At 58.2% G+C, this 25851-nt stretch carries 28 protein-coding genes; 11 read left to right on the forward strand and 17 right to left on the reverse strand.

Going from position 1 to position 25851, the window contains the following annotated elements:
- Positions 1 to 39: 39 nt before the first annotated feature.
- Genes DMP17_RS04850 through DMP17_RS04860 form a run of 3 tightly spaced genes read right to left on the reverse strand, consistent with a single transcriptional unit; the run spans position 40 to position 2109 of the window.
- On the reverse strand, positions 40 to 792 hold the full coding sequence (locus DMP17_RS04850; protein ID WP_337827932.1) for an alpha/beta fold hydrolase: 753 nt from the start codon (positions 790 to 792) through the stop codon (positions 40 to 42).
- A gap of 52 nt (positions 793 to 844) precedes the next feature.
- Entirely contained in the window at positions 845 to 1300 is a 456-nt protein-coding gene (locus DMP17_RS04855) for a GFA family protein (protein ID WP_337827933.1), read from the reverse strand.
- On the reverse strand, positions 1297 to 2109 hold the full coding sequence (locus DMP17_RS04860; RefSeq protein ID WP_337827934.1) for an SPFH domain-containing protein: 813 nt from the start codon (positions 2107 to 2109) through the stop codon (positions 1297 to 1299). The genes DMP17_RS04855 and DMP17_RS04860 overlap by 4 nt, the downstream gene beginning before the upstream one ends.
- A 673-nt stretch (positions 2110 to 2782) precedes the next feature.
- On the opposite strand from DMP17_RS04860, the gene DMP17_RS04865 reads away from it, so the two are divergent.
- From DMP17_RS04865 to DMP17_RS04880, 4 genes are all read left to right on the forward strand, one after another.
- Positions 2783 to 3223, forward strand: a complete 441-nt coding sequence (locus tag DMP17_RS04865) for a MarR family winged helix-turn-helix transcriptional regulator (RefSeq protein ID WP_337827935.1) — start codon at positions 2783 to 2785, stop codon at positions 3221 to 3223.
- A complete protein-coding gene (locus tag DMP17_RS04870) occupies positions 3216 to 4361 on the forward strand; it encodes an HlyD family secretion protein (RefSeq protein ID WP_337827936.1) in 1146 nt (381 codons plus the stop codon). Before DMP17_RS04865 ends, DMP17_RS04870 begins: the two co-directional genes overlap by 8 nt.
- The gene (locus DMP17_RS04875) at positions 4361 to 5956 is read left to right on the forward strand and encodes a DHA2 family efflux MFS transporter permease subunit (protein ID WP_337827937.1); all 1596 of its coding nucleotides are present in this window, start codon (positions 4361 to 4363) and stop codon (positions 5954 to 5956) included. Before DMP17_RS04870 ends, DMP17_RS04875 begins: the two co-directional genes overlap by 1 nt.
- Before the next feature lie 79 nt (positions 5957 to 6035).
- Entirely contained in the window at positions 6036 to 6632 is a 597-nt protein-coding gene (locus tag DMP17_RS04880; RefSeq protein ID WP_337827938.1) for a hypothetical protein, read from the forward strand.
- 20 nt (positions 6633 to 6652) lie between these two features.
- Here the strand turns inward: DMP17_RS04880 and DMP17_RS04885 are convergent, their stop codons facing one another.
- The gene (locus DMP17_RS04885; protein ID WP_337827939.1) at positions 6653 to 7678 is read right to left on the reverse strand and encodes an aspartate-semialdehyde dehydrogenase; all 1026 of its coding nucleotides are present in this window, start codon (positions 7676 to 7678) and stop codon (positions 6653 to 6655) included.
- Between the two features lie 134 nt (positions 7679 to 7812).
- Entirely contained in the window at positions 7813 to 8121 is a 309-nt protein-coding gene (locus tag DMP17_RS04890; protein ID WP_337827940.1) for a hypothetical protein, read from the reverse strand.
- Between the two features lie 104 nt (positions 8122 to 8225).
- Between DMP17_RS04890 and DMP17_RS04895 the strand changes: the two genes are divergently transcribed.
- A complete protein-coding gene (locus DMP17_RS04895) occupies positions 8226 to 8603 on the forward strand; it encodes a VOC family protein (RefSeq protein WP_337827941.1) in 378 nt (125 codons plus the stop codon).
- A 103-nt stretch (positions 8604 to 8706) separates the two neighbouring features.
- On the opposite strand, the gene DMP17_RS04900 is transcribed toward DMP17_RS04895, so the two are convergent.
- The 3 genes from DMP17_RS04900 to DMP17_RS04910 form a co-directional block, all read right to left on the reverse strand.
- Entirely contained in the window at positions 8707 to 8910 is a 204-nt protein-coding gene (locus tag DMP17_RS04900; protein WP_337827942.1) for a CsbD family protein, read from the reverse strand.
- A 114-nt stretch (positions 8911 to 9024) separates the two neighbouring features.
- Positions 9025 to 9672, reverse strand: a complete 648-nt coding sequence (locus tag DMP17_RS04905) for a DUF1287 domain-containing protein (RefSeq protein ID WP_337827943.1) — start codon at positions 9670 to 9672, stop codon at positions 9025 to 9027.
- A gap of 289 nt (positions 9673 to 9961) precedes the next feature.
- Positions 9962 to 12262: a S9 family peptidase gene (locus tag DMP17_RS04910; protein ID WP_337827944.1), complete on the reverse strand. Its 2301-nt coding sequence runs from the start codon at positions 12260 to 12262 to the stop codon at positions 9962 to 9964.
- Positions 12263 to 12693: 431 nt separating this feature from the next.
- Here DMP17_RS04910 and DMP17_RS04915 point away from each other — a divergent pair, with 431 nt between their 5' ends.
- The gene (locus DMP17_RS04915; protein ID WP_337827945.1) at positions 12694 to 13575 is read left to right on the forward strand and encodes a hypothetical protein; all 882 of its coding nucleotides are present in this window, start codon (positions 12694 to 12696) and stop codon (positions 13573 to 13575) included.
- Between the two features lie 71 nt (positions 13576 to 13646).
- Here DMP17_RS04915 and rplS read toward each other — a convergent pair whose 3' ends face one another.
- From rplS to ffh, 7 genes are all read right to left on the reverse strand, one after another.
- The gene (rplS, locus tag DMP17_RS04920) at positions 13647 to 14030 is read right to left on the reverse strand and encodes a 50S ribosomal protein L19 (protein ID WP_337827946.1); all 384 of its coding nucleotides are present in this window, start codon (positions 14028 to 14030) and stop codon (positions 13647 to 13649) included.
- Between the two features lie 220 nt (positions 14031 to 14250).
- On the reverse strand, positions 14251 to 15048 hold the full coding sequence (trmD, locus tag DMP17_RS04925; protein WP_337827947.1) for a tRNA (guanosine(37)-N1)-methyltransferase TrmD: 798 nt from the start codon (positions 15046 to 15048) through the stop codon (positions 14251 to 14253).
- A gap of 125 nt (positions 15049 to 15173) precedes the next feature.
- Positions 15174 to 15548, reverse strand: a complete 375-nt coding sequence (locus DMP17_RS04930; RefSeq protein ID WP_337827948.1) for a type II toxin-antitoxin system VapC family toxin — start codon at positions 15546 to 15548, stop codon at positions 15174 to 15176.
- A complete protein-coding gene (locus tag DMP17_RS04935; protein WP_337827949.1) occupies positions 15545 to 15832 on the reverse strand; it encodes an AbrB/MazE/SpoVT family DNA-binding domain-containing protein in 288 nt (95 codons plus the stop codon). Before DMP17_RS04935 ends, DMP17_RS04930 begins: the two co-directional genes overlap by 4 nt.
- A gap of 68 nt (positions 15833 to 15900) precedes the next feature.
- The gene (gene rimM, locus DMP17_RS04940) at positions 15901 to 16410 is read right to left on the reverse strand and encodes a ribosome maturation factor RimM (RefSeq protein ID WP_337827950.1); all 510 of its coding nucleotides are present in this window, start codon (positions 16408 to 16410) and stop codon (positions 15901 to 15903) included.
- Complete coding sequence (gene rpsP, locus DMP17_RS04945; RefSeq protein WP_337827951.1) at positions 16410 to 16901, reverse strand: 30S ribosomal protein S16; 492 nt, start codon at positions 16899 to 16901, stop codon at positions 16410 to 16412. Before rpsP ends, rimM begins: the two co-directional genes overlap by 1 nt.
- Before the next feature lie 56 nt (positions 16902 to 16957).
- Positions 16958 to 18520 (reverse strand): signal recognition particle protein, encoded by a 1563-nt coding sequence (gene ffh, locus DMP17_RS04950; RefSeq protein WP_337827952.1) that lies wholly within the window; start codon positions 18518 to 18520, stop codon positions 16958 to 16960.
- Positions 18521 to 18826: 306 nt separating this feature from the next.
- Between ffh and DMP17_RS04955 the strand changes: the two genes are divergently transcribed.
- The 5 genes from DMP17_RS04955 (at position 18827) to ispZ (ending at position 24423) form a co-directional block, all read left to right on the forward strand.
- Positions 18827 to 20491 (forward strand): putative bifunctional diguanylate cyclase/phosphodiesterase, encoded by a 1665-nt coding sequence (locus tag DMP17_RS04955; RefSeq protein WP_337827953.1) that lies wholly within the window; start codon positions 18827 to 18829, stop codon positions 20489 to 20491.
- Between the two features lie 87 nt (positions 20492 to 20578).
- Positions 20579 to 21400 (forward strand): diaminopimelate epimerase, encoded by an 822-nt coding sequence (gene dapF / locus DMP17_RS04960; protein WP_337827954.1) that lies wholly within the window; start codon positions 20579 to 20581, stop codon positions 21398 to 21400.
- Positions 21397 to 22683: a tRNA (N(6)-L-threonylcarbamoyladenosine(37)-C(2))-methylthiotransferase MtaB gene (gene mtaB / locus DMP17_RS04965; protein ID WP_337827955.1), complete on the forward strand. Its 1287-nt coding sequence runs from the start codon at positions 21397 to 21399 to the stop codon at positions 22681 to 22683. Before dapF ends, mtaB begins: the two co-directional genes overlap by 4 nt.
- Complete coding sequence (ftsY, locus tag DMP17_RS04970; RefSeq protein WP_337827956.1) at positions 22680 to 23600, forward strand: signal recognition particle-docking protein FtsY; 921 nt, start codon at positions 22680 to 22682, stop codon at positions 23598 to 23600. The genes mtaB and ftsY overlap by 4 nt, the downstream gene beginning before the upstream one ends.
- A 151-nt stretch (positions 23601 to 23751) precedes the next feature.
- Positions 23752 to 24423: a septation protein IspZ gene (ispZ, locus tag DMP17_RS04975; protein WP_337827957.1), complete on the forward strand. Its 672-nt coding sequence runs from the start codon at positions 23752 to 23754 to the stop codon at positions 24421 to 24423.
- 103 nt (positions 24424 to 24526) lie between these two features.
- Here ispZ and DMP17_RS04980 read toward each other — a convergent pair whose 3' ends face one another.
- Complete coding sequence (locus tag DMP17_RS04980) at positions 24527 to 24733, reverse strand: cold-shock protein (RefSeq protein ID WP_337827958.1); 207 nt, start codon at positions 24731 to 24733, stop codon at positions 24527 to 24529.
- Between the two features lie 239 nt (positions 24734 to 24972).
- On the reverse strand, positions 24973 to 25584 hold the full coding sequence (locus tag DMP17_RS04985) for a superoxide dismutase (protein WP_337827959.1): 612 nt from the start codon (positions 25582 to 25584) through the stop codon (positions 24973 to 24975).
- Positions 25585 to 25851 lie beyond the last annotated feature (267 nt).

Below are 25851 nucleotides of genomic sequence, written 5' to 3' on the forward strand. Positions count from 1 at the left end.
CGAAAAATCCCGCTAAGCAAAGCCCGATAAGAAGCCGGACTATTTCAGGAAAGCGACAATCGCATCACCCATCGCGCCTTCGGTGACGCTCGACATATGGGTGCCGGGGACAGGCGCGTAGGTCGCGTCGGGCAAAGCCGCGACCAGCTTTTCCGCCGATCCATTATCGCGGTCTTCGGTCCCGCACACCACCAGCACCGGCTGGGTAATGACCGCAAGCGCATCCGGATCGGTATCGGTAAAAGTGCCGAGCAATAATGCGGTCGCCTCGCGGTCCACCTTCATCGTTTTCATAAACTGGATTGAGAGCCAATGCGGATCGCCGCGCTTGGCGGTGTCGAATTGCGCAATCGCTTCCAAGAAGAAATCCTTGCGTCGGCTCCATCCGGCCAGCCCCTCCAGCCCCATGCCGCCCAGCACGACTTTGCGCGGGGTTGCGCCGCGCACGATAAGCCGCACGGTCGTGCGCGCGCCCAGCGAAAAACCGCCCAGATCATAATCGGTCAGGCCAAGATGCGCGATCAACTCCTCCATATCGCGGGCGAGAATATCGTCGGGATAAAATTCCTTGCCATGCGGCGCGGCGCTGTCGCCATGCGCGCGCAAGTCCGGCATGATGACACGAAAGCCCGCATCGACCAGCTTTTGCGCATGACCGAATTTGATCCAGTTCATCGTCGCGCTGGAAAACAGGCCGTGGATGAGCAGAATGTCGCGATCATTCCCCTCCCCCATGATGTGATAAGCAAGACGGGTGCCGTCCGAGGCGGTGAAATATTGTGCTTCTGTCATAGTTTCAGGCTTAGCTTTCGATCAGCCGCGATGCAAATGCGGTGCGCACAGCTCAAGGCGTTTCTATCCCCGCCATAGCCCAACGATCGAGCAAAGGCTGATATTCATCAAGCCGGTTTTTGGGGAGATTATGCGTATCGAGCCAATCTTCGTGGATCAGATGTTCAATTCCGAAATGGCTTGTCGGGCGCATCCCTTGCGGGTCATCAAGGCTTCCCACGGTCAAGTCGCAATTCGGTCCTTCCACATATTGAAAGCCAAGCGGAGTTCCGCACGCGCGGCAAAAGGGGCGGCGTGCAATCGCGGAGGATTGATACCAGTCCGGCCCGCTCTCCCAGATAAGCTGCGCTTGCGGCACATTGAAGAAACTCGCCGCAAAACCGCCGGTTGCGCGCTGGCACATCCGGCAATGGCATAAATAGGCTTCTTCATTCGCAAGGCGCACGCGATAACGCACATGGCCGCATTGGCAGCCACCGGTCTTTTCGATAAGATTCGCGTCGCTCATTTGCCTTTTTCCGTGACCGGTATGCCAGTTTCACCGGTAGGCCCGAGAATGAAGGTTTTCGCACCACGCGCGGTTTCCATCGCTTGCAGCATCCGAAGCTGGGCGAGTTGCGGATTGGCCTGAAGCGCCCGCGCAGCATTGGCCAATGCGCGCAGGCTCGCTTGTTCGGCGCGGGCGCGTTCCAGCGCGGCTTGACCTTCGCGTTTGGCGCGCTCGACCTCGGTGAACATTTTGCGGACTTCGGGCGGCAAGGTGATTTGCGTCAATAATAATTCTTCAAAAGTCACGCCCGGAAAATGGGTGGAAATCGCCGCCTTTATATCCTCCAGTCCGGCGCGCGGTTCGGCGAGAAATTCATCGAGGCTGCGGGTTCCTGCCCATTCGACAATCGCGGCATTGAGCAGCGCGTGATAGGTCGGAAGATCGATGTTCACCAACGCCACCTGCCCGCTTGCGCCCGGCGGGCTAAAGCTCGCTTCGGGCGCACGATTTTCATACCAGTCCCGCGCATCTGTCACCCGCACCAGCGCGTTGAAACTCAGGCGGAACGAGAATTGATCCTTAGTGAGAACAGTGATGTCCGCAGCATAAAGGGCCGTTGTCATGACGGGCACCGCAACCGCCTGCAGCGTGCCGGTCCAGTCCGTCACGCGATGCACCCCGGGTTCAAGCGCGCGCACAAATACGCCATTCTTATAGAGCAAGCCTGCCGCGCCGAACGGCACGACGAACCGCTGCCGCCGCGTCACGCTCCACCCCAAGAGCAATATCGCTATCAGCACCAGTGCGATAAATCCCAGTTGCTCCATGTCGTGTTCCGCCTCTTTATTACGTCATCATTTTATATGCCGTCACTCTCGCGCCCGTCAGCACCGCAGCCGACCGGCGGGAACCCGAAGTTCGCAAAGCCTGTCAGCGGTTGCCGGGCAAGGTTTCCCTTAACCGGCTGGCACTGACGGGCGCTTTATCATGAGTGATTACCAGTCACTTGCTACCTATCAGCTTTGGCGATTTCGCTTTATGCGCGCGGCACGAGGCCGCGCTGCGTCCCCGCCGCAAAGAGGGAGTCGAACCCTCACCACCAAATTTGCGCTTTTGGCGTGGAAGGTCAATGCGAAAGAGCGTGGTAGACGAATGAAGGCGCGGCGAGCGATGCGATGCCCGCTTGCCCGACTTTGGCGGCCAAGAAGGTAAAGCGCGATTGCGGATGCGTGCTTAGGGATTCTTGCTTGGGGATGCTTGCTTGAGGATGCCCGTTCGCGGACACCTACTCACGGACGCCTGCTTGAGGATGCCTCTCTGTGGGCATCACCGGATGATGCGGGCTGAACATTACATCCTTTTCCCCTTCCGCCAATAGCGTGCTTGCCAATTATAAGCATGGCTATTATATCGCCGCTTACAAACAGCATTGAGGATGCTGATGACCGGCGCTCCACCAAAGCGCCAATTGGGGAAAATATGAGTGATAGCCTAGGATTTTTGCTGTCCGACGTGTCCCGGCAGATGCGCCGCAAGTTTAACGAACGCGCCCGCGACATTGGCGTCACTCGTCCGCAATGGCGCACCCTCACCATCCTGTCGCGCAACGAAGGCGCCAACCAAGGCTGCATCGCCGACCTCCTCGAAGTCGAGCCGATCACCCTTGCCCGCATGGTCGACCGATTGCAGGATGCGGGCCTTGTCGAGCGCCGCGCCGACCCTTCCGACCGCCGCGCTTGGCTGCTTTACCTCACTCCCAAAGCGTGGTCGATTGTCGCGGATTTACGCCATATTTCCGATACGATGTTTGCCGAAGTCGTGACCGGCATTGACCCCGCCGCGCTCGATCAGGTGCGCGAGGTCATGGAAATGATCCGCGCCAACATCGCTCGCCTCCCCGACAGCCGGAAAAAAGATATGAAGGATAAAGACAATGGCTGATGGTGAAACCGTCATCGAAAGAACGCCGGTAGAGCCTGGAAATCCTCCGGCCAAACCTGCAGAGAAGCCCGCACCGGAAACGCCCGCACCTACGGGAAGTGACAGCGCCTTGGCTCCCGAGCCCAAGCGCAGTACCGCTTGGGCGCGCTATGCGATGATGGCGATTGTCCCGCTTATCCTCATCGCGGGCGGCGTATATTATTGGCTCACCAGCGGCAAAACTGCATCGACCGACAATGCCTATATCCGGCAAAACCGCGTCGCCGTGACGTCTGAAGTCGGCGGCAAAATCCTTGACGTGCTGGTGCATGAAAACCAGCAGGTCAAAAAGGGCCAGATCCTGTTCCATATCGACCCGTCCACCTATCAGTTGCAATTGCAGCAAGCGACCGCCAGCCTCGCCAATGCCGAGGTGAATGTACAGACTTTGGGCGCGACCGTGGACAGCAATGCGGGCGCGATTGCTGCCGCGCAATCGGCGGTCAAATATGCCCAGCAAAATTACGACCGCCACGCCGCCTTGATGGCGCGGGGTTTTAACACGCGCGCCAATATGGACACCGCCTATAACCAGCTTATGCAGGCCAAGGCGCAGTTGCAGACCGCACAAGCTTCGGCAGCGGTGGACCGCGCCAAGCTTGCCGCCCCCGCCGAAGTCGGCGGCGTTGCTCCCGACATTGCCGCAGCGCGCGCGCAAATTGCGACCGCAAAGCTGGCCATTGCCCGCACCACCATTGTCGCGCCCTTTGACGGCGTCGTCACCCAAACCGGCAATTTGCAGGTCGGGCAGATGGCCGCCGCGGGGCTTCCAATGCTCACTATCGTCGCCAATGGCGGATCATGGATCGAGGCCAATTTCAAGGAAACCGACCTTAAGAAAATGGTCCCCGGCTTGCCCGCGACCATCCGTATTGACGCCTATCCCGGCGTGGTTTTGAAAGGCCATGTCGAAAGCATCGGTGCTGGCACGGGTAGCGAATTTTCGATCCTGCCGGCGCAAAATGCCAATGGCAACTGGGTCAAAGTGACGCAGCGTGTTCCGGTGCGCATCGCGATTGATGAAAAATCACCGCGCCAGCTTATCGCGGGGCTGAGCGCCGACATTGAAGTCGATCTGGAAGCGCAGCCGCGCAAATAATGGCAAGCGCAGCCTCCTCCCCGTCCGGCAGTCCGTCCAAGGTAGTCGCGAGCGCGGCAACACCTGCGCCGTTCCGCGATGTGCCAGCGCTGCCGGTCGACAATCGCTGGCTGCTCACCATTGGGGTGATGGCGGCGGTGCTGATGCAAATCCTCGACGCGACCATCGCCAATGTCGCACTCCCGCATATGCAGACCAGCCTTGGCGCCACGTCGGAAACCGTGACCTGGGTGCTGACCAGCTATATTGTGGCCGCCGCAATTGCGACGCCGGTGACCGGTTGGCTGGCCGAACGGCTCGGTTCGCGCAACCTTTTCCTCATAGCGACTGGCGGATTTGTCATCGCTTCGATGCTGTGCGGCATGTCGTTCGGCTTGACCGAAATGGTCCTGTTCCGCGTCGCGCAAGGCATATTCGGTGCCTTTTTGGGGCCGCTATCGCAAACCGTGATGATGGACATCAACAAGCCGTCACAGCAAGGAAAAGCCATGTCGATCTGGGGCATGGGCATCATGATCGGACCGGTCGCAGGACCGTTGCTCGGTGGCTGGCTGACCGAAAATTATAATTGGCGCTGGGTTTTCTATGTCAATGTGCCGGTGGGTGTAATCACCTTTGCGATCCTTTGGGCGCTGCTGCCCTCGCGCCCCAAGACAGAGCGCAGCTTTGATGGCGTCGGCTTTTCCATGCTCGCGCTGGGCCTTGCCGCCTTCCAGCTCATGCTTGACCGCGGGCAGAGTGAGGATTGGTGGCAATCTGCCGAAATCCTCATCGAAGGCGCGGTCGCTATCGCGATGCTGTGGATGGTCACCATCCATTTCGCCACCGCCAAACAGCCCTTGTTTGAACGCACTTTGTTCAAGGACCGCAATCTGGTGATGGCGGGCATTTTGATGGCCATCATCGGCATGACAGTGATGACGCCAATGGCGCTGTTACCCGCGATGCTGCAAACTTTGTTCAACTATCCGGTAATCGACACCGGCCTAGTCCTTGCCCCACGCGGGGTTGGCACCTTCGTAACCATGGCGCTGTCCGGCTATCTGATGGGCAAGGTCGATACGCGTTGGACGATTGTGTCGGGCATCCTCCTATCGGCGCTGTCCATGTATTTGATGGCGCATTGGAATCTGGAGATCAGCCAAGAGCAGATCATCATGACCGGTTTCCTCCAAGGCCTTGGCATGGGACTGGTATTCATGCCGGTCAATGCGCTGGCCTTTGCGACATTGCCCCAGAAATTCCGCACCGATGGCGCGAGCCTGATGAATCTGTTGCGCAGCTTGGGCGGCGCGGTCGGCATCTCGATTGCCACCACTTTGCTCGCCCAAAATGCCCAGACCGCGCACGAGAAAATCGGCGCGAATGTGACGCAGCAGACCATTTCCAGCCTCAACGTCTATGACATTACCCGCTTCGGAGCGCCCGGCCAGTCGGTCATTGCGATGGTCAATGCCGAGGTCACGAAACAGGCCTATATGATTGCCTATCTCAATGATTTTTACTTGATGGCGGGGATTTCGCTGCTTGCCATTCCGCTGGTTTTCCTCCTCAAAACACCCAAGGGCAAGATGGAGGTTATTCACGCCGAATGACAGGGGAAAGCGGATGAAAGTGCTGCTTACGCCCCTCACCCGTCTTGACTGCACATGCGCCGCGCGACACTATGGAGCCATGAAAAAAGCCCATCTTGTTTCAACCGTTTGCCTCGGTTTTCTCGCACTTGCCGCCTGCAGGCAAGAGCCGCTTCGCCCCGAAAATCCGCCCCCGCCGCCAGCACCATCGCAGCCGGTCACGCTGATTGGCGAAGAGCGCGCGCTCCTCGAATGGCGCGGCGCGGATAATCGTGAAAGCTGCGCACCGCTTGCGCTGGCGAGCGATGGCGGCAAAGGCGGCAGCGTGCGCGCAGCGGATTTTGCAGGCGGCTGGGCGATTGCCTTTGACCTGCCCGGCACGCGCAGCGCCTATGGGGTTGCGGGCGTCGGCCTCCTCAACAGCGACAATGACAGCACCGCGCAAAAACGTCAGGAGTTGCAAAAGCAATGGCCCTATTTCCGCGAGATTGCGGGCCTTCCTGCTCCGGCCTTTGCAGGCTATGGGCTCCAAGGCGCGAAGCCCTATCCCGCCGCTAATCCGGATGGCACCGGCATGGACAGTCTCGCCTATCTGCGCGTTGGCGGGCAGAAATGCATGTATAATGTGTGGAGCAAATTGGGCCGCGCCCATCTTGAACATTTGCTCGACAATTTGCGGGTGGTGGAGCGGCGCTAACCGCTCCCTTCCCCTTTTCCTTAGCCCTTCTTCAAATGGCGGCGGCCGAGCAATTCGGCGATTTGCACCGCATTCAAGGCCGCGCCTTTGCGTAGATTGTCCGACACGCACCACAGGTTAAGCCCGTTGTCGACGGTGGAATCATCGCGCACACGGCTCACAAAGGTCGCATAATCGCCGACCGCTTCGATCGGCGTCACATAGCCGCCATCTTCGCGCTTATCGACCAGCATCACGCCGGGGGCTTCGCGCAGGATAGCTTGCGCTTCTTCCGCCGGAAGCTCTTTTTCCATCTCGATATTGATCGATTCCGAATGGCCGACAAAGACCGGCACGCGCACGCAGGTTGCGGTGACCTTAATCTTGGGGTCGAGGATTTTCTTGGTTTCCGCGACCATCTTCCATTCTTCCTTGGTCGAACCATCTTCAAGGAAAACATCGATATGCGGGATCACGTTGAACGCGATCTGCTTGGTGAATTTTTTATTTTCTTTGGGGTCGCCGACGAAGATGGCGCGCGTCTGTTCGAACAGTTCGTCCATCCCTTCCTTACCCGCGCCCGATACCGACTGGTAGGTCGACACCACCACGCGCTTGATCGTCGCTGCATCATGGAGGGGTTTTAGCGCCACCACCATTTGCGCGGTCGAACAATTGGGATTGGCGATGATATTCTTCTTCGTATAGCCGTCAATCGCATCCGGATTCACTTCCGGCACGATGAGCGGCACATCGGGGTCCATGCGGTAAAGCGAGCTATTGTCGATAACCACGCAGCCCGCCGCTGCCGCCTTCGGCGCATATTCTTTGGTCGGGCCGGAGCCAGCCGCGAACAACGCAATATCCCAGCCGCTAAAATCGAAATGTTCGATATTTTTGACCGTGAGGGTTTTGCCGGTGTCGCCGAAATCAATAATATTGCCGGTCGATCGCGCCGAAGCGACCGCCGCCAGTTCCTCGATCGGAAACTCGCGTTCGGCAAGGATATTCAACATTTCACGACCGACATTCCCGGTCGCACCGACTACAACGACACGATAACCCAATTCAGCTTCTCCTGTGGGCAAGAGTGGATTTGCGATCCTTGGCCCCATTCCCTGAAAGTGGGGCTTTAGCGGATTGCAGCCGCGCGCGCAAAAACAATGTTGCGGTGCGGTATAAACTTATTCTTGGGCGGGTATCACGCCATGCGGATCGGCGTCGGGTCGCCTAACTCTTCGACCAGCTCGCGATAGGCGTCCGCACGCGCCGCGAACCAGTCGCGGGTGAGCACATCGGCCTCCCCTTCACTCAGCCCTTCCAGCAGACCTGCCAGAAGTTTTTCATCGTCGCCTAGGGCGATTTTCGCGAGCAAGGGTGCCGCATCCACCCCGCGCCGTGCGGCAAATAAGCGGACATTGCGGACCCGCTGGCGAAATTCGAAATCATCCAGCCGCGCGCTTTCAAACTCGCCCTTACGCAGCAACATCGCGCGCAGATCGAACACCATCGGCCATCATCCTTCCGATACCAATATGGGCCGATACCAATATGGGGAATGGTGCATTTCCATACAATATCGACAGCGTCGCGGGGAAGGTTTAAGACAGGCTTATGCTACACCATGTCTCGCTTGGCAGTTCCGATCTTGACCGGTCCCGCCGCTTTTACGACCCCGTGATGGCGGCGCTCGGCCTGCGCAACACTTTTGATGTTCCGGACGCGATTGGCTATGGCGCGGGCATTACTGTGTTTAGCCTCAACCTTCCAACAAACGGGGAAAAGGCAACGCCGGGCAATGGAGTGCATATCGCCTTTGAAGTTGAAAAGCGCGCGGATGTGGATGCTTTTTACCGTATTGCCTTAGCGCATGGCGGCACGGCGGATGGCCCGCCCGGGATGCGACCAGCCTATGACGCGCATTATTACGCCGCTTTCGTGCATGACCCCGATGGCAACAAGATTGAAGCCTTAACCTTGCTCGCGCAATAAGATCCCTGTTGTTACCGATACTATTATTCACAGAAAACCGCCTGCCCTGCGATATGCGGGACAGGCGGTTGTCTATGCGGTAAAATTGTTAATCTGACGTGTCTCAGCCAGAATTATCGTTATACCAATCGTCCACATCTCGTTTGACTTGATCTTTGGCAAGGCCATAGCGTTCCTGAATCCGGCCTTCGAGCTGCTCGCGATTGCCGTTAATCTGGTCAAGCTCGTCATCGGTAAGCTCGCCCCATTTTTCCTTCACCTTGCCCTTGAACTGTTTCCAGTTTCCTTCAACGCGGTTCCAGTCCATCGTTCGTCTCCTATGTCGGTTGCAGATGCACCACCAACCGACAAGCCCCGTCACCCGTTCCCGCAAATCATATTGATTTAGGTTTAGTTTCCCGCACAGGAGCGCGAGCGCGATTCACACGCGCCAGCGGAAATGACCGGTGAGTTTATGGTCGAACAGGGCGGCTTCTTCTTGGGTGCCGTTGCCGATATTGTGGATGATGAGCGGGTCGCCCGAAGGCGTCACGCGGTCGGAGATGATGCCGATATGGGAGAGTTTATTGCCGATCATTGCAGTGAAAATATCGCCGGGGCGCCAGCTTTGCGGGTCCGTCGTGAGCGGCAACTTGGCCGATTGGCGCGCAAGATAGGTTTCAAGGTTCGGCACGCGGCGATGGTCGATATTGCGGTCGGGACGCGCGAGGCCCCAGCGTTTGGGATAGGCTGCAAAGGCGGTGCGCATATCGGCATTGACGAGGCTTTGCAGGTCAATGCCGAACGCATCGCGGTAGGCGCGGATGACAACATCGGTGCATACACCTTTTTCACGCGGCACATCGCCATTAGGGAAAGCCAAACTGGTGTAGGCCGGATCATAATGAAGCGTAACGCCAATCTGCTGGCGTGCGGCGGCGATAAGTTTGGCGGCGGCTTCATTGGCCGAGCGTCGCGCGGGTGAGACGGGGGCGGATTGCGCAGGTGTTTGCGCTGTTATTTTGTCCTCGCCGCACGCCGCGATGAAGAAGGCGGTGGTGCCTGCGATAAAATGGCGACGGGTCAGCATAGCGGTTATCCTTATCAGCCTTTCTTCCTTTGCCGCTCCCACTACGGCGGGAGCGAAAAAACCTTCTCCCCTTGTGGGAGAAGGATAGGGAGCCTTATCGCGCAGCGATTATGCGGACTTGGATGAGGGGTGCGAGGCAAAGGCTCGCGCGATTACCTAGGGCAATCGCTTACCCCTCACCCAGCTACGACTAACGAACAAGTTCGCAGGTCTTCGCAACCCTCTCCCGCAAGGGGAGAGGGATTTAATGAGTCCCACTTTCCTACCGCGCCGCTTCCTACTTTAGCCCCTACTTCCGGTCCTTCACCGTCCGGTTCAAAAATGCTTCGATCGTGCGCTGCATATGCAAGCCCACGCCCGGGCCGCCGACGCGGTGGGTTTGACCGGGATAGAGCATGGTTTCGAACGGCACGCTGGCGCGTTGGAGTTTGGCCATGAGCGCGGTTGCATTGTCGAACACGACATTATCATCGGCCATGCCGTGGATGAGTAGCATCGGCGTATTGATCTTACCCGCATCGGGCAGCGCGCTCGCTTTGTCATAGGCGGCCTTGCCGTCCTTGCCGGTGGGCAGGCCCATATAGCGTTCGGTATAATGGGTGTCATAAAGCTCCCATTGCGTCACCGGCGCACCCGATACGCCAGCCGCATAAAAGCCTTTGGGCGCGGCTTCGAGCAGCTTCAGCGTCATATAGCCGCCATAGGACCAACCATAAATCGCCATGCGGTCGGGATCGACAAAGGGCTGTTTTTTAAGCCAGGCCGCGCCCGCCATCTGGTCTTCGACCTCGACCCCGCCCATTTTGCGGTAAATTTGGTCTTCAAACGCCTTGCCCCGGTCGGGCGAGCCGCGATTGTCGAGGGTGAATACGACCCAGCCCTGCTGCGCATAATATTGGTGGAGTGCCGAGCCCCATTTATTACCGACCTGCCGTGATCCGGGGCCTCCATAATGGTGGATATAGACGGGATAACGCTGTCCGGCCTGCATAATCGCGGGCTTGATCATTGAATAATAAAGCGGGGTGCCGTCCTTGGCTTTGATCGTGCCGAATTCGGTCGGCAGGTGGCGCGCCATATAGGGCGCATAGGGATGGTCCCCCGCCACCTTATTTTCGGCAATCCATTTGACAAGCTTGCCATCGCGGTCGGCCAGATAGACTTGCGGCGGCTGGCTGGTGGAGGACCGCGTCACAATCATGCTGTTCGCCGCTTTGGGCAAGGTGGCGCTGTTGCTGAAGCCGGGTTCGGTAACGCGGGTCATGCCTGCGCCTTTGGCTCCTGCACCCTTGCTCAAAGACGTCCAGTAAAGCTGCGGTTCCAGCGGGGTCTCGCGATTGCCGATGAAATAGATGCGGTCGCCCGCTTCATCGAGGGCGGCGATTTTATTGACTTCCCATTTGCCGCTGGTGAGCGCGCGCCATTTGCCGTTTTTGATATGGTAGATGTGGCGGAACCCCGACTTTTCAGACGTCCATAGGAGGCTCCCATCAGCCAGCGATTGGAAATCGTCTGACAGGTTGGTGAAATTTTTCTGCGTGTCGGAAAAGACCAACCGTGTCTTGCCGGTCAGCGGGTCGGCGGCGAGCAGGTCGATATGTTTTTGCAGACGGTCCTGCCGCTGAACATAGAGCGTTTTGCCGTCGCGCGACCAGTTGACACGCGCGAGGTAAATATCGCGGTTGGGGCCAAGGTCAACCTTGACCTTGCCCGATCCGTCGGGGCGCATGACATAAAGGTCGACAAGGGCGTTGGGCGTCCCGGCCTTGGGATAGCGTTGGTTGAAAACCTTAGTGCCATCCGCGCCGATAGCCGCGCGACTAACAATGCCCACAGGACTGTCATCGACCCGCGCCACCGCGATCAAGCTGTCATCGGGCGACCACCAATGGCCGGTCATGCGGTGCATTTCTTCCTGCGCGACAAATTCGGCCACGCCCCAACTCACCGTTTCGGTGCCTTTGTCTGTAATCTGGCGCGGCGCGCCTGCTGCGCTCCCCAGCGGTGCAACAAAGAGCGCGCCATCCTTGACAAAGCTCAAGGCCGTGCCGCGGCGGCTGACGGTCGGGTTGAGGGCGCCATTAGCGCTGGCGGGCAAGCGCGTGACCTTGCCATCTTCATTGCCGCCGACCGCGACCAACAGCAATTCGCCGTTGAGCGGGGCTAAAATCGCGCGGCCATCCGGCGTCCATTGATAGCTGATAAGGCCTTTGGAGCCACCGAGCCGCAGCCGTTCGCGCTGCATTTTCTCTGCTTCGCTCAATTCGCCGCCACCGCCAATCGCCTTGGTGTCGATGAGCATCCGCTCCTGACCGGTTGCGGGGTCAATGCTCCACAAATCACTGCGCTCGCGTTCATCGGCGCGCGGTTTGAGATAGGTAAGCTGTGTCCCGTCGGGCGAGAACATGAGCATGGTCGGCGTCGATCCGGCAAGCGACCCGCCTTCTTCGATCCGCTCCAGCGTGAGGCGGCCATCCTGCACCGGCGCGGGCGAAGTGGCGCCATCCTTGCGCTTGGCAGATTGCGCCTTGGGTCTGCCCTTGCGCGTCGCATCGCGCGCATCTTCATGGTCGGATGAAGCGGTGGCCATGCTATTCTCCTGTCCGGCAGAGTGCGCCCTGTCCACAGTCGCTTCCATTGGCTTTGCTGCTAGCGGCTGCATCCCGATCAATGCGGCCAAGGCAACCCCGCTTTTCAACCATGCTGACATTCCTGTCTCTCCCTGAATCATATTACGCAACAGGGGTAAATGCTGCGGCGGGCCGGAGCAAGGGTGATTGGAAGGAAAGCCCCTCCCTTTCTTGCCCGTTATTTCCTTAGCATCACAACAATATGGCGCGCGCGGAACCGGAATACACCTCGCGCGTGCTGGCCGCCGCCATCATCGTCCTCATCGCTTTTTTACCGCAACGCGCGAGCGAGAGGGCGCATTAGCCTTGAATCTCTTTGGTTGGTGACGCGGGCAAAATCCTATACGCTCTCACCTGTACGCATGGGGATATCAGGGAGAGGGGCGAATCGATGAACAGCTTTATAGGACGTATCATGACGGCTGGCGTAGCTTCAGCCTTGATGGCGGGCGCGCCTCTTTTGGCACAAACCGCACCTGCCTCTCCTGCCACATCTCCCGCCAAACAGGCTGATACGCTGCAAACCGAAATGCGGCTGGCGCAAGCCTTGGCAGATCGAGGGTTGCAGCTGTACCGTTATGACCGCGCAGCGTGGGAGGCGACGGATGCGATGTTGCGCGATATTCCCCAAAATAAAATCCCGGCAAAAGCTGCCGGATGGGTGACGGTGAACACAGCCGAAGGGCTGCGCACCACTTTTTATGAAATGCTGGACGATGGTAGCGCGCGCGGCTTTTACCAAAGTCTGTGGAATGACCGGCAGATTAGCGGCAAGACGCTCTCCAACCCTGCCGAACAAATATTATCTGCCGAAGAATTGCGCCTTGTCGCCTTGCGCACGCTGCCTTCGCTGGACGGTATTGAGCGTTGCACAAAGGCGAACCTCAATATAGTGATTCTGCCGCGCTCGGGGCCCGGCAAGATTGACAGCATCTATATATTGACCCCGCAGACCAGCACGACCGCCTTTCCGTTCGGCGGCCATTACCGGTTCGATTATCGCGACGGTGTCAAAGTGGGCGAACGCAAATTTGCCAATAGTTGCCTGACTATCGATACGGCGCAAGCAGGACCGAAAGGCGCCAAAGCGCAGATGATGATTGTCTCGCACGTCCTCGACCCCTACCCCACCGAAATCCACAGTTTTGAAATGCTAAGTATGGCGATGCCGCTTGCGGTCATCACAACCAGCAATAAAATGACTTGGTTTCTGGATAACAAGGCGGGGAAAATGGAAATTGCGCGGCGGGATATGGATAATCCAAAACCCTAACGTTTAACAAAAAAAGCGCCCCGGTTTTCACCGGAGCGCCTCTTTTTGTGTTTCGCTTAACGAAACGAAGTTTATTCTGCCGAAGCGGTGGCTTCGGTGCGCACATCGCGGCGTTCCGCGATACGCGCGCGCTTGCCGGTGCGACCGCGCAGATAGTAGAGCTTGGCACGACGCACGACACCGCGACGCACGACGGTGATGCTGTCGATGTTCGGCGAATAAAGCGGGAAAACACGTTCCACACCTTCACCGAAAGAAATTTTGCGAACCGTGAAGTTCGATCCCATGCCCTTGTTCGAACGCGCGATGCACACGCCTTCATAATTCTGGACGCGGGTGCGTTCACCCTCGACAACGCGCACACCAACGCGCAGCGTGTCTCCGGGACGGAATTCGGGAATAGCTTTGTCGAGCTTTTTGATCTGCTCGGCTTCGATCTGCTGGATGAGGTTCATGGCCTCTTCGCTCCTGTGTTTTTCGTTGCGCGTCAGAGGCAAAACGGATCCGAACCCCGATATGGGATTCTGTCAAAATCCGGTTGCATAACCGATTGGTTACGGCATCGTTTCCCGATCACAACGGTTCAGAAACGCACCGGCTGAAAGGCGAAGCTTTCCAGCGAAGCGCGGCCCTTAGCAAATTGGCGCGAAATTGCAAATGCTAATTGGCCGGTTTTTATAAGTCCCCGCCCTGCTTTGCACGGTGGCGTTGCCACAGATCGGGGCGGCGCGTTTTGGTGTCGGCTTCGGCCTGTTCGCGCCGCCAGCGTTCGATTTTGGCATGGTCGCCGGAGCGTAGCACATCGGGGATAGTAAGCCCCTCCCATGTCGCGGGCCGTGTATAATGAGGATATTCGAGGAGACCGCTTTCAAAGCTTTCCTCCTCGCCGCTCATATCCGACCCCATCACGCCGGGCAGCAGTCGGATAATCGCATCCATCAACATGAGCGCGCCCATCTCCCCTCCTGACAGGATGATGTCGCCCATGCTGACCTGTTCGATATGCGGGCGCGCGTCGAACAGGCGTTCGTCAAAGCCTTCAAAACGACCGCACAAAATGGTGACGCCCGCCCCGCCTGCCAGTTCGCGCACGCGCTGTTGCGTAATCGGGCGCCCGCGCGGCGTCATGGCGAGGATGGGGGTATTGCTTCCACGTCCGCCTTCATCACCCCCGTTCGTGACGAGAGAAGTCGAGACACCGCCGCCAGCATCCGCATCCCCCAACGTAGCCCGCATCTGCGCATCCGCCGCATCGACCGCCGCAGCCAGCACATCGCATTTCAACACCATCCCTGCCCCGCCGCCTGCCGGTGTATCATCGACCGTGCGATGCTTGTCAGTGGCAAAGTCGCGCAACTGGATGGTATCGAGGCTCCACCGCCCCTCCTCACGCGCACGACCCGCAAGGCTATGCCCCAAAGGTCCTGGAAACATATCGGGATAAAGCGTGATAATTTGCGCGGCGAAAGTCATAGGGGTTGCTCTTAGGCACAAGTGCGCAGATTTCAAAGCGCGTCGTCGGGGGGAGCGCGCATTTGCAATGCCTGTTGCTGTTCCTTTTCGATACGCGCAGCGCCTGCGCTCTTAACCGCGTGCTTCTAAACCATCCAGTTTTCTACTTTGAGACCCGGAATATCCGCGAAATCCACTTCATTGCTCGTCACCAAGGTGAGTCCGGTCGCGAGCGCATGGGCGGCGATAAGCCGGTCAAAGCTGCCCCGCCGGAAGGGCAGGCGCGCATAGGCTTGCGCCGCCGCAGCGTCGAACGGGAGCAAGGTCACTTCCTCCATAAAGGCATCGAGCGCAGCCAGCGGTGGCGGCTTGCCTAGCCCGATGCCCTTGGCGACTTCCGCAAAAGCGATGGCGGATATTGCCAAATCGCCTTCCGAACAGCGCGCCAGATTGTACCGTAACCTGTCGCCCGTGCCGGTGAGTGCGTAGATGATAATATTTGCGTCGAGCAAATATTTCATCCCGCCTTGTTCCCCCACCCTTTCCAGTCGGGATCATCCCACGGACGCGGGCTGGGATCGAAGCCACGATCATCATTGGTCAGCGGCTCCAGATCGGGCGCCTTGCCCCAAAATTTGCTGACGTCGATCCTGCGCTTGGGCTTGTCAGCCGGTTCAAAAACAAATTTGGAATGTTCTTCGCGCACGACCATTTCCACGCCTTCTTGAAGGCCGAGCGCCTTGGGCAGGCGCAGCGCGAGCGAATTGCCCGACTTGAAAATTTTGGCTTTATATTCTTTGGCCATATTCGCCTCCTGTATATACATTATGTATATACATAGAAGATGAATGGCAAGGCTTTTGTGGGCGCGGCTTATTCCAGCCAGTCGGGATGGATGATCGCGCGGGTCGCATCCCATTCGGGCACGGCTTCAACGCGCAAGGGTACCATAACGCGCTTAGGCTTTTTGCCTTCTTCTGCCGGTTTTTCGATTTCGATAATGTCGCCCGCGCCGAAATTTTCGACCGTGACGATTGTGCCTATGGGCGCGCCATCGGGCGTCACACAGGCAAGGCCGATCAGGTCGGCATGATAATATTCACCCTCTTCGAGCGGGGGAAGCGCGTCACGCGCGACGGTCAGTTCCGTGCCCTTCAGGGCCTCTGCGCTGTTACGATCACTAATCTCGGCGAAGCGCGCAATCGCGCCATTATTGCCGGGACGCAATTGATTGAGCGTGAGCGCACGGGCGCCCGCGTTCAGGGATTTGAAGCGTTTGAGGCTGTCCGGCCCGTCGCCGAACAGCTTCAAGCGCACCTCGCCCGTCACGCCATGCGCGCCGATGATGACGGCCAGCGTGACGGATTGCGAGGATTGTGGCATTAACCCTCGGCCGCCTCGTCGGGGGTTGCTTCGTTGAGTTCTTCGGTAACAACTTCAACGGTTTCAGCCGCTTCTTCGGCAGCCGCTTCTTCAGCCGGAGCTTCAGCAGCAGCCTTGGCTTCTTCCTCGGCAGCCTTCTTGGCTTCCTCGGCTTCAGCGGCCTTCTGGGCCTTTTCTTCGATGCGTTCCTTGGCCTTCGCGCCCAGTTCACCCTTTTGCGGGTTGTTCTTGGCGGCGCGTTCCTTGATGCCGGCGGCATCGAGCATACGGGCGACGCGGTCGGTCGGCTGCGCACCTACCGAAACCCAATGCTTGGCGCGTTCAACGTCCAGCACCACGCGCTTTTCGTCATCCTTGGCGAGCAGCGGGTTGTAGCTGCCAAGACGTTCGATGAAACGGCCATCGCGCGGACTGCGCGAATCCGTGACGACGATGCGGTAGTAAGGACGCTTTTTCGAGCCGCCACGCGACAAGCGAATTGCAGTTGCCATTATATTTTCCCTTTCAAAAACAAATATCTAAAAATTAAACGTAAAACAAAATCGACTTATTTCTTCTTCATGAAATTTTGAAAGCCCGGCGGTAATTTGGGGCTGCCAAGGCCGGGCAAACCGCCTGCCCCGCCACCGAGACCACCCGCTCCACCGGGACCACCCAGCTTGCCAAGCTGTTCTTCAATATCCTTAAGGTCGGGCATCGCATCACTGCCACCGGCAGCACCGCCACCCATGCCGCCGAGCAGGCCGCCTAACCCCCCGGCGCCTTTGCCGCCCATGCCACCGAGCATCCCCATCAGGCCCTTCATACCGCCCATTTTCTTGATCTTCTTCATGGCATTGGCCATTTCGAGATGCATTTTGAGGAGCTTATTGACTTCCTGCACGGTAGTGCCGGAGCCATTGGCGATGCGGATCTTACGCTTGGCGTTAATGACGTCAGGCTTTTTGCGCTCCTTGAGCGTCATCGAACTGATGATCGCATCCAGATGGACGAGCGTTTTGTCATTGACCGCGCCCGATGCCATCGCGGCTTGTGCCTTCTTCATTCCGGGCATCATGCCCGCAAGCGCGCCAAGACCGCCCATACGGCTCATTTGCTGCAACTGGGCGCGCAGGTCGTTCATGTCGAACTTGCCCTGCGCCATTTTCCGGACCATCGCTTCGGCATCTTCGGCGCGGATGGATTCAGCGGCCTTTTCGACCAAGCTGACCACATCGCCCATACCAAGGATACGCTGTGCGACGCGCTGCGGATGGAAGGGTTCAATCGCATCCATCTTTTCGCCCGTGCCGGCAAATTTGATAGGCTTGCCCGTAACCGCGCGCATCGACAGCGCCGCACCGCCGCGCGCATCACCATCCATGCGAGTGAGGACGACGCCCGACAGGTCCACCTGTTCGGAAAAGCTTTTGGCGACCTGCACCGCATCCTGACCCGAGAGCGAGTCAACGACGAGCAGCGTTTCGGTGGGGCTGGTCGCTTTCGCCACCGCCTGCATTTCGTCCATCAAGCCTTGATCGACATGGAGACGGCCCGCGGTATCGAGCATCAGCACGTCAAAGCCTTGCAGTTTTGCGGCCTGCAAGGCGCGGGCGGCAATATCGACCGGCTGTTGCCCCGCAACAATCGGGAGCGTTGCCACATCAACCTGCTTGCCGAGCGTTGCAAGCTGTTCCTGCGCCGCCGGACGGTTGACGTCGAGCGAGGCCATCAAAACTTTCTTGCGCTCTTTTTCCTTGAGACGCTTGGCGATTTTGGCGGTGGTCGTGGTTTTACCCGACCCTTGCAAACCCACCATCATGATGATCGCAGGCGGGGTGACATTGAGGTTCAACTCGCTCGCGGTCGAGCCGAGCATTTCGGTGAGTCCGTCAGAGACAATCTTGATGACCATCTGCCCCGGCGTGACCGAGCGCAGCACATCCTGGCCGATAGCCAGTTCGGTGACCTGTTCGATGAAGCTGCGCACAACGGGAAGCGCGACATCGGCTTCCAGCAGCGCGATCCGCACTTCGCGCATCGCGTCGCGCACATCCTGTTCGTTCAGCGCACCACGGCCCTTGAGCCGGTCAAATACCGTACCCAGCCTCTGGCTTAAACTATCGAACATACCAACTCACCTTTCCGATCCGCACTGCATGGCAAAATGCAGCCAAATCGTTACAACGCAAAACGCGCCGGTGGGCGAAACCTCGCCAACCAGCGGCCATCCTTGGACAGACAATTTTGTCGCGGATGTAAATATATGCGCCCCGAAAGACGCGTTTCGCTGCGGCCTGTAGCCGTCTTCCCCTTGTTTCGCAAGCAAAACCCGTAGGGCATTAATAACATCTACACTATTTTGCCCCATTTTTAAGGACTTGGGTGTCCGGACACATGAAATCGGGCGCTCCGGGGCAAAGAACAGGGATTCGCAATGAACAGTCTGGTGGGCAAAATACGGACCGATGGCGCGATTGGCACAGATGGCAGAATGGGAAGCGCGCGGCAGGATGTGCTGACGGGCGGCATCATGGTCATCGCCATCCTGTTGTTTATCGGCACCGGCGGGCAGGCAATGAGCGGCATTGTCAACCGCTTGGCAGGCTATGGCGGCGGACAAAGCAGTCTGTTGAATACAACGCTCATCCTCAATATTGCGCTCATCCTGTTTGCCTGGCGGCGTTACCGCGACCTTAATGCCGAAATTTCCGACCGCACTGCTGCCGAAGAGCGCGCGCAAACCTTGGCCGCGACCGATCCGCTCACCGGTCTTTTGAACCGCCGTTCGATTTCCGAAGAAGGCGCCAAGCTGATTACGGCCGCCATGCGGCGCGGTAAGTCGGTCACTTTCTTCATGCTCGACCTCGACCATTTCAAAAATGTCAATGATGTGCACGGCCATGCGATTGGCGATATGGTGTTGAAAGAAACCGCCAAAAGGCTGGAGCAGATATTGCCCGCATCGACCTTGATGTCGCGGCTGGGCGGCGATGAATTTGTCTGCGCCTTCGCATTTGACCCCGGCAACCCCGACCTCGTCAACCGGCTCGCCGAAAAGCTGGTTGCAGCCCTTGCCCAGCCGATTGTATCGGACCGCATCCATATCACTATCTCGACCTCGATGGGCCTAGCGCGCATCGAGCCGGGCGCGGATACGGTCGAGGCGATGATGCGCCGCGCCGACATCGCCATGTATGATGCCAAAAAGCGCGGACGGAACCGCTTTTGCTGGTTTGATGCGTCGATGGAGCGCGAATTGCGCGCGCGCAACAATATCGAAGCGGGCATCCGCGAAGGTATTCCGCTCGGCCATTTCATGCCCTTTTACGAACAGCAGGTCGAACTGGCGACGGGCCGCCTCAAAGGCTTCGAGATGCTCGCGCGTTGGGAATCTCCGACGCACGGGATGATCTCGCCCGAGATATTCATTCCGATTGCGGAAGAATGTGGCCTCATCACCGATTTGAGCTTCTACCTCATCCGTCAGGCGATGGAGGATGCCAAGCTGTGGGATCCCTCGCTTACCCTGTCGGTCAATATTTCACCGACCCAGCTTAAAGACCCTTGGCTTGCGCAAAAAATCGTCAAGCTCCTGGTCGAAACCGGCTTCCCTGCCGATCGGCTGGAAATCGAAATTACCGAAAGCTCGCTGTTCGATAATTTGAGCCTTGCGCAATCGATCATCGGCAGCCTTAAAAATCAGGGCATCCAGATTGCGCTGGATGATTTCGGCACCGGCTATTCGTCGCTGGCGCATTTGCGCGCGTTGCCTTTCGACCGCATCAAGGTGGACCGCAGCTTTGTGTCCTCGATGCTCACCAGCAAGGATAGCGCCGCGATTGTCGCCGCCATTGCGCGCCTTGGCGAAAGTCTGGGGATGCCGGTAACGGCAGAAGGCATTGAGGACGAGGATATTGAGCGCAAGCTCATCGAACTGGGCTGTGCCAAGGGGCAAGGCTGGTATTTTGGCCGTCCGATGTCCAATGCGCAGACCCGCGCCTTGCTGCTCGACCGCAATCTTTATCCGGGGTTGCCCGGCGAAGAAGGCAACGCCCTCCATATGGAGGCCAATGTCACCCCGCTGAGCAAGGCGGTGTAAGCGGAAGGCGCCCAAGCCTTCCCTTCCCCTTTCAAGTCAAGCGCGTTCAGCTGGACTTGGCCCTGTGTTGCGCGTAAATGCGCGCGCATGACGCGCACCGCTTTTAAAAAAATGCACGGGCTGGGCAATGATTTTGTCATTCTCGACGCGCGCGCGCAGCCGGTCGCAATGACCGCCACGCGCGCCGCCGCGCTGGCCAACCGGCATAGCGGAATTGGCTGCGACCAGCTTATCCTGCTGGAACCATCAGCACGGGCGACGGTCAAAATGCGCATCTTCAACGCGGATGGCAGCGAGGTCGCGGCGTGCGGCAATGCCACACGCTGTGTCGCGGCGATTTTGGGGCGCGAAGGCTTGGCCGAAAGCCGTATCGAAACCGCCGCCGGACTGCTTGAGGCGACAACTGACGGGCAGGATGCGACCGTGGATATGGGCACCCCCCGCTTTGCATGGGAGGATATTCCGCTCGGCTATGCTATGGACACCGCCGCCATGCCGGTTGCGTGGGATGGTCTTAGCGCCCCGATGGCGGTCAATGTCGGTAACCCCCATGTGGTTTTCTTTGTGAAAGATCTGGACGCAATTGCCTTGGGCGCGGTGGGGCCGCTCATCGAACATGACCCGCTCTTTCCCGAGCGGGTCAATGTGAATGTCGCGCAAGTAACCGGACCTAATACGCTCAATCTTGCGGTTTGGGAGCGCGGGGCGGGCTTGACCCAGGCGTGCGGCACGGGTGCGTGCGCGACCGCTGTTGCCGCGATCCGCCAAGGCAAGGTGCAATCGCCGGTCACGGTGAGCCTCCCCGGCGGCGATCTGGTCATAAGCTGGGCTCCGGGCGAGCCTATCCTGATGCAAGGCCCCGCAACCTTCGTATTTGAAGGCGAGATTGATTGGGCGCATTTCCCGTGAACGTGCCTGTGAAGCCCCCCGCATCGCCGCCGTCTGACGTCACCACCATCACGCTCGGCTGCCGCCTCAATATCGCTGAAAGCGAAGCCATTCGCTTGCAACTCGCGCAGGCAGGCCATGATGAACCGCTGATCGTCGTCAATAGCTGCGCGGTGACGCAGGAAGCGGTGCGTTCGACCCGCCGCGCGATCCGCAGGGCCAAGCGCGACAATCCCGACGCGCGGCTGGTGGTGACAGGCTGCGCCGCGCAAATCGATCCGGCCAGTTTCGGCGGGATGGCGGAAGTCGATCTTGTCCTTGGCAATCGCGAAAAAGCCGACCCCTCGCAATATCTGTCACCCCTGCGCGTCGCACCCGCGCCCAAAATTCATGTGACGGATATTATGGCGGTAACCGATACCGCGCCGCAACTCGCCGCCGCTTTTGCCGACCATGCCCGCGCGTTCGTGGAGGTGCAAAATGGCTGTGACCATCGCTGCACTTTCTGCATCATCCCTTACGGGCGCGGCAATAGCCGGTCGGTGCCCGCAGGCGTGGTGGTCGATCAGGTGCAGCAACTGGTCGATGAAGGCCATAAGGAGATTGTCCTCACCGGTGTTGATGTGACCAGCTATGGCCATGACCTACCGGGTCAGCCGACGCTCGGCCATTTGATCGAGCGGCTCTTGGTGCATGTGCGTGGGCTGGAGCGGCTGCGTTTATCCTCGCTCGACAGTATCGAGATTGACGAGCGCATGTTTACGCTGGTGACCGGGGAACGCCGGGTGATGCCGCACCTTCATCTGAGCCTGCAGGCGGGCGACAATATGATCCTCAAGCGGATGAAGCGCCGCCATAGCCGCGAGCAGGCCATTGCGGTGGTGGAGCGCCTGTTGACCGCGCGCAGCGATATCGCCATTGGCGCGGATATTATTGCCGGTTTTCCAACGGAAAGCGAGGCGATGTTCGCAAATAGTCTGAAGTTAATTACGGACTGTTCCATCGTTTACGGCCATATTTTCCCTTATTCGCCGCGCGAAGGCACACCCGCCGCGCGGATGCCGCAGCTTGCCGTTCCGCTCATCAAGGAGCGCGCAGGCAGGTTGCGCGATGCCTGCGCTGCCAACAAGGCCGCCTTCCTTGAAAGCCTTGTCGGCACAGAACAAAATCTGCTGGTCGAGCGCGACGGCCTGACGGGCCACGCAGAAAATTTTGCCGGCATAAGACTGGAAAATCCCCTCCCCCCCGGCCATATCGCGCCGGTAACTATCAAACGGGTTGAAAAAGGCTTTTTGATCGCATGACTGGACTTTCCTGGCAGGACCGGGTTTTTGGCGGCTTGAAGCGCACCTCGGAGCGGCTGGGCGAGAATATCTCCGGCCTGTTCGGGCGCGGCGTCGATGATGCGATGCTCGACGAAATTGAAGATGCGCTTATCATGTCGGATTTGGGGCCTAGCATGGCCGCGCGCATCCGCGACCGGCTGGCAAGCCAGCGCCTCGACCGTGACCTCGAAGAAAAAGATATTCGCGCGGTGGTTGCCGACGAGGTAGCCAAGGTGCTCGCCCCCGTGGCTGTGCCGCTCGAAATCGAAGCCTTCCCGCGTCCGCACGTCATCCTTGTGATCGGCGTCAACGGGTCGGGCAAGACTACTACCATCGCCAAGCTTGCGCATCTGTTTCAGGAAATGGACTATTCTGTGATGCTCGCGGGGGGCGATACCTTCCGCGCGGCGGCCATCGGCCAGCTTAAAATCTGGGCCGAACGCTTGGGCGTTCCCATCGTCTCCGGTCCCGAAGGCGGCGATGCGGCAAGCGTCGTATTCGACGCCTATAAGCAAGCGCAAAGCGCGGGCAGTGATGTCCTCATTGTCGACACCGCCGGACGCTTACAGAACCGACGCGAGCTGATGGAGGAACTGGCCAAGGTCAAGCGTGTCCTCGGCAAGATCAACCCCGAAAGCCCGCACGATATTGTGCTGGTGCTGGACGCGACCAACGGGCAAAATGCGCTCTCCCAAATTGATGTATTCAAGGAAATGGCGGGCGTGACGGGATTGGTAATGACCAAGCTGGACGGCACAGCGCGCGGCGGCGTACTGGTATCGGCGGCAGAGAAATACGGCCTTCCGATTCATGCTATCGGGATTGGCGAAGGTCTGGATGATCTGCGCCCCTTCCATCCGCAACTGGTCGCCAATGCGATTGCGGGGAATTTTTAGAATCTAAAGCCCCGCCCGCTTGCGGGAGGGGTTGGGGGTGGGTCTGTCGGCCTAAGCGCAAACCTATGCCCACCCCACTCGCCTAATTGCTTGCAGCAATAAGGCTTCATTGCCCCTCCCGTAAACGGGAGGGGAGCAGTATGAGGTTAATATGTCCGAAGAAATACCTGACCCCAGCGTCTTTGCCGAAGAGGCCGCGCATCAGGAAAAGCCTGTGCATAAGCAAGGCGGGTTCTTGCCCTTCTTGCTCGATTTCGGACCGCTTCTGGTGTTTTTCTTGACCTATAAATATGCCGCGCCCAAAGGCAGCGGTGACGGGTTCGGCCAGACTGCCGCGATGATCCAGGGGACGATTGCGTTCATGGTCGCGATTGTCATCGCCATCGTCATTTCCAAGTGGAAACTTGGCAAAGTGTCACCGATGCAATGGCTGTCGGCGGTGCTGGTGATCGGTTTCGGCGCGCTTACCGTCTATTTTCATGACGCCAAATTCATCCAGTTAAAGCCAACCATCATCTACGCCTTCTTTGCCGCGCTGCTGATTGGCGGGTGGATGAAGGGCAAGGCGTTGCTCAAATATGTGTTCGAAGCCGCCTTTGACGGGCTGGACGAAGCCGGCTGGCTAAAAATTTCGCGCAATTGGGGCCTTTTCTTCTTGGCCCTCGCGCTCGCCAACGAAGTGATGCGCGCGGTGCTGACCTTCGACACTTGGCTCACCGTCAAAGTATGGGGCGTAACCGCTGTGTCCTTCCTGTTCGTGCTGGTCAACGTGCCGATGCTCATGCGCCACGGGCTAGGCGCGGAGCCGGAAGAAAAAGCTTAAGGCAAATTCTCGCTCCTTCCCCCACCAAGGGAGAAGGTTTCCGGCCCATCCGGCCACAAAAAAAGGACCCCAAAGCCCCTTTTTTCATCTTGTAGCATGAAGCTCAGTCGACTTGCAGATTGCACGCCGAAGTTTTGCCGCGCTGATCCTGCTGCAATTCATATGTGACCTTCTGGTCCTTGTCCAAACCGCGCAGGCCAGCGGCTTCTACCGCGGTGATGTGGACGAAAGCATCGGGGCCGCCATCATCATTGGTGATGAAGCCATAGCCTTTGTCTGCATTGAAGAATTTAACGGTGCCGGTAGCCATGATTGAAGCTCCTTATAAGTGGCAATAATAAAATTGCGGACCGCGTGCCCACAATCAAGCCAGGTAGCGTAGAAGAGAAAAAGGCAGCTTCTTGCCGAAGAAGGAGCGTCGAGTTTCGCGTCAAGTGCGACGTTAGCGTTGCTCTTTATAGCATTTTGAAACCGAATAGCAATTTAACGATAAAAAAGGCGGCGCCGGATGGTCCGGCACCGCCTCTTTTCTTCAGATTTCAAGGTTGGTTAGCCAGCCTGATCGGCGCGGCTTGCGCCTTCGCCGTCGAGGTTCTGGGCCACGAAATCCCAATTGATCGCGTTGCGCAACACTTCTTCCGCATAGTTGGGGCGCGCGTTGCGATAGTCGATATAATAGGCATGTTCCCACACATCGAAAATGAGCAACGGCTTGGCGTCATGCGCGACCGGGCAATCGGCGTCATGATAGGAGGTCACGACCAACTTATCGCCATCAAGGTTGAGCGCAGCCCAGCCGCTGGCGAAATGGCCGACGGCTTCAGCTTTCAATTTATCAACCAGCGCATCGGTTGAGCCATATTGCGCATCGATCAATTCCTTAAGTTTGCCGCTCGGCTCCTGCTTTTCGGGCGACAGGCATTGCCAGTAAAAGCTGTGGTTCCAGATCTGGCCGACCTGATTGAACAGCCCGCCCTTCGACGATTTGATGAGCTCGACAAGCGATTTGCCCTGAAGCGATTCATCGGCGGCGACCAGTTCATTCGCTTTGTTCACATAAGCAAGATGATGCTTGCCATGGTGATAATCGAATGTTTCTGCCGAGATAAGATCGCCAAATGCGTCCTTGGCATAGGGGAGATCGGGAAGTGTGAAAGCCATGTTATCCTCCGTTTTTTGTCTTTGATGAGGGGAGTACCCAAGCGAGCAGGTTCATAGCCCCAACGCGCAAGCCAAGAAAAGGCCTCACACGCATGAAATTTTTGCAAAGGTGTGAGTGAGCGGGTGAATGAAGGGGGGATGGGGGGTGTAAACATCTTTTCACTAGCTTCGTCGTTCCGCACTACCCTCCTCATACGCACAAGCCGTGTCATTCCGCACAGGCCCCCACCCCACACACATTTCGTCATCCCCGGCTTGACCGGGGAT

The organism is Pseudonocardia sp. TMWB2A, assembly GCF_017312135.1.

Bases quoted from the DNA above. Each gene is read 5' to 3' on its own strand.
- DMP17_RS04850 (WP_337827932.1), bottom strand. From the start codon at position 792: ATGACAGAAGCACAATATTTCACCGCCTCGGACGGCACCCGTCTTGCT.
- DMP17_RS04855 (WP_337827933.1), bottom strand. From the start codon at position 1,300: ATGAGCGACGCGAATCTTATCGAAAAGACCGGTGGCTGCCAATGCGGC.
- DMP17_RS04860 (WP_337827934.1), bottom strand. From the start codon at position 2,109: ATGGAGCAACTGGGATTTATCGCACTGGTGCTGATAGCGATATTGCTC.
- DMP17_RS04870 (WP_337827936.1), top strand. From the start codon at position 3,216: ATGGCTGATGGTGAAACCGTCATCGAAAGAACGCCGGTAGAGCCTGGA.
- DMP17_RS04875 (WP_337827937.1), top strand. From the start codon at position 4,361: ATGGCAAGCGCAGCCTCCTCCCCGTCCGGCAGTCCGTCCAAGGTAGTC.
- DMP17_RS04880 (WP_337827938.1), top strand. From the start codon at position 6,036: ATGAAAAAAGCCCATCTTGTTTCAACCGTTTGCCTCGGTTTTCTCGCA.
- DMP17_RS04890 (WP_337827940.1), bottom strand. From the start codon at position 8,121: ATGGTGTTCGATCTGCGCGCGATGTTGCTGCGTAAGGGCGAGTTTGAA.
- DMP17_RS04895 (WP_337827941.1), top strand. From the start codon at position 8,226: ATGCTACACCATGTCTCGCTTGGCAGTTCCGATCTTGACCGGTCCCGC.
- DMP17_RS04900 (WP_337827942.1), bottom strand. From the start codon at position 8,910: ATGGACTGGAACCGCGTTGAAGGAAACTGGAAACAGTTCAAGGGCAAG.
- DMP17_RS04905 (WP_337827943.1), bottom strand. From the start codon at position 9,672: ATGCTGACCCGTCGCCATTTTATCGCAGGCACCACCGCCTTCTTCATC.
- DMP17_RS04910 (WP_337827944.1), bottom strand. From the start codon at position 12,262: ATGGCCACCGCTTCATCCGACCATGAAGATGCGCGCGATGCGACGCGC.
- DMP17_RS04915 (WP_337827945.1), top strand. From the start codon at position 12,694: ATGAACAGCTTTATAGGACGTATCATGACGGCTGGCGTAGCTTCAGCC.
- rplS (WP_337827946.1), bottom strand. From the start codon at position 14,030: ATGAACCTCATCCAGCAGATCGAAGCCGAGCAGATCAAAAAGCTCGAC.
- trmD (WP_337827947.1), bottom strand. From the start codon at position 15,048: ATGACTTTCGCCGCGCAAATTATCACGCTTTATCCCGATATGTTTCCA.
- DMP17_RS04930 (WP_337827948.1), bottom strand. From the start codon at position 15,548: ATGAAATATTTGCTCGACGCAAATATTATCATCTACGCACTCACCGGC.
- DMP17_RS04935 (WP_337827949.1), bottom strand. From the start codon at position 15,832: ATGGCCAAAGAATATAAAGCCAAAATTTTCAAGTCGGGCAATTCGCTC.
- rimM (WP_337827950.1), bottom strand. From the start codon at position 16,410: ATGCCACAATCCTCGCAATCCGTCACGCTGGCCGTCATCATCGGCGCG.
- rpsP (WP_337827951.1), bottom strand. From the start codon at position 16,901: ATGGCAACTGCAATTCGCTTGTCGCGTGGCGGCTCGAAAAAGCGTCCT.
- ffh (WP_337827952.1), bottom strand. From the start codon at position 18,520: ATGTTCGATAGTTTAAGCCAGAGGCTGGGTACGGTATTTGACCGGCTC.
- DMP17_RS04955 (WP_337827953.1), top strand. From the start codon at position 18,827: ATGAACAGTCTGGTGGGCAAAATACGGACCGATGGCGCGATTGGCACA.
- dapF (WP_337827954.1), top strand. From the start codon at position 20,579: ATGACGCGCACCGCTTTTAAAAAAATGCACGGGCTGGGCAATGATTTT.
- ftsY (WP_337827956.1), top strand. From the start codon at position 22,680: ATGACTGGACTTTCCTGGCAGGACCGGGTTTTTGGCGGCTTGAAGCGC.
- ispZ (WP_337827957.1), top strand. From the start codon at position 23,752: ATGTCCGAAGAAATACCTGACCCCAGCGTCTTTGCCGAAGAGGCCGCG.
- DMP17_RS04980 (WP_337827958.1), bottom strand. From the start codon at position 24,733: ATGGCTACCGGCACCGTTAAATTCTTCAATGCAGACAAAGGCTATGGC.
- DMP17_RS04985 (WP_337827959.1), bottom strand. From the start codon at position 25,584: ATGGCTTTCACACTTCCCGATCTCCCCTATGCCAAGGACGCATTTGGC.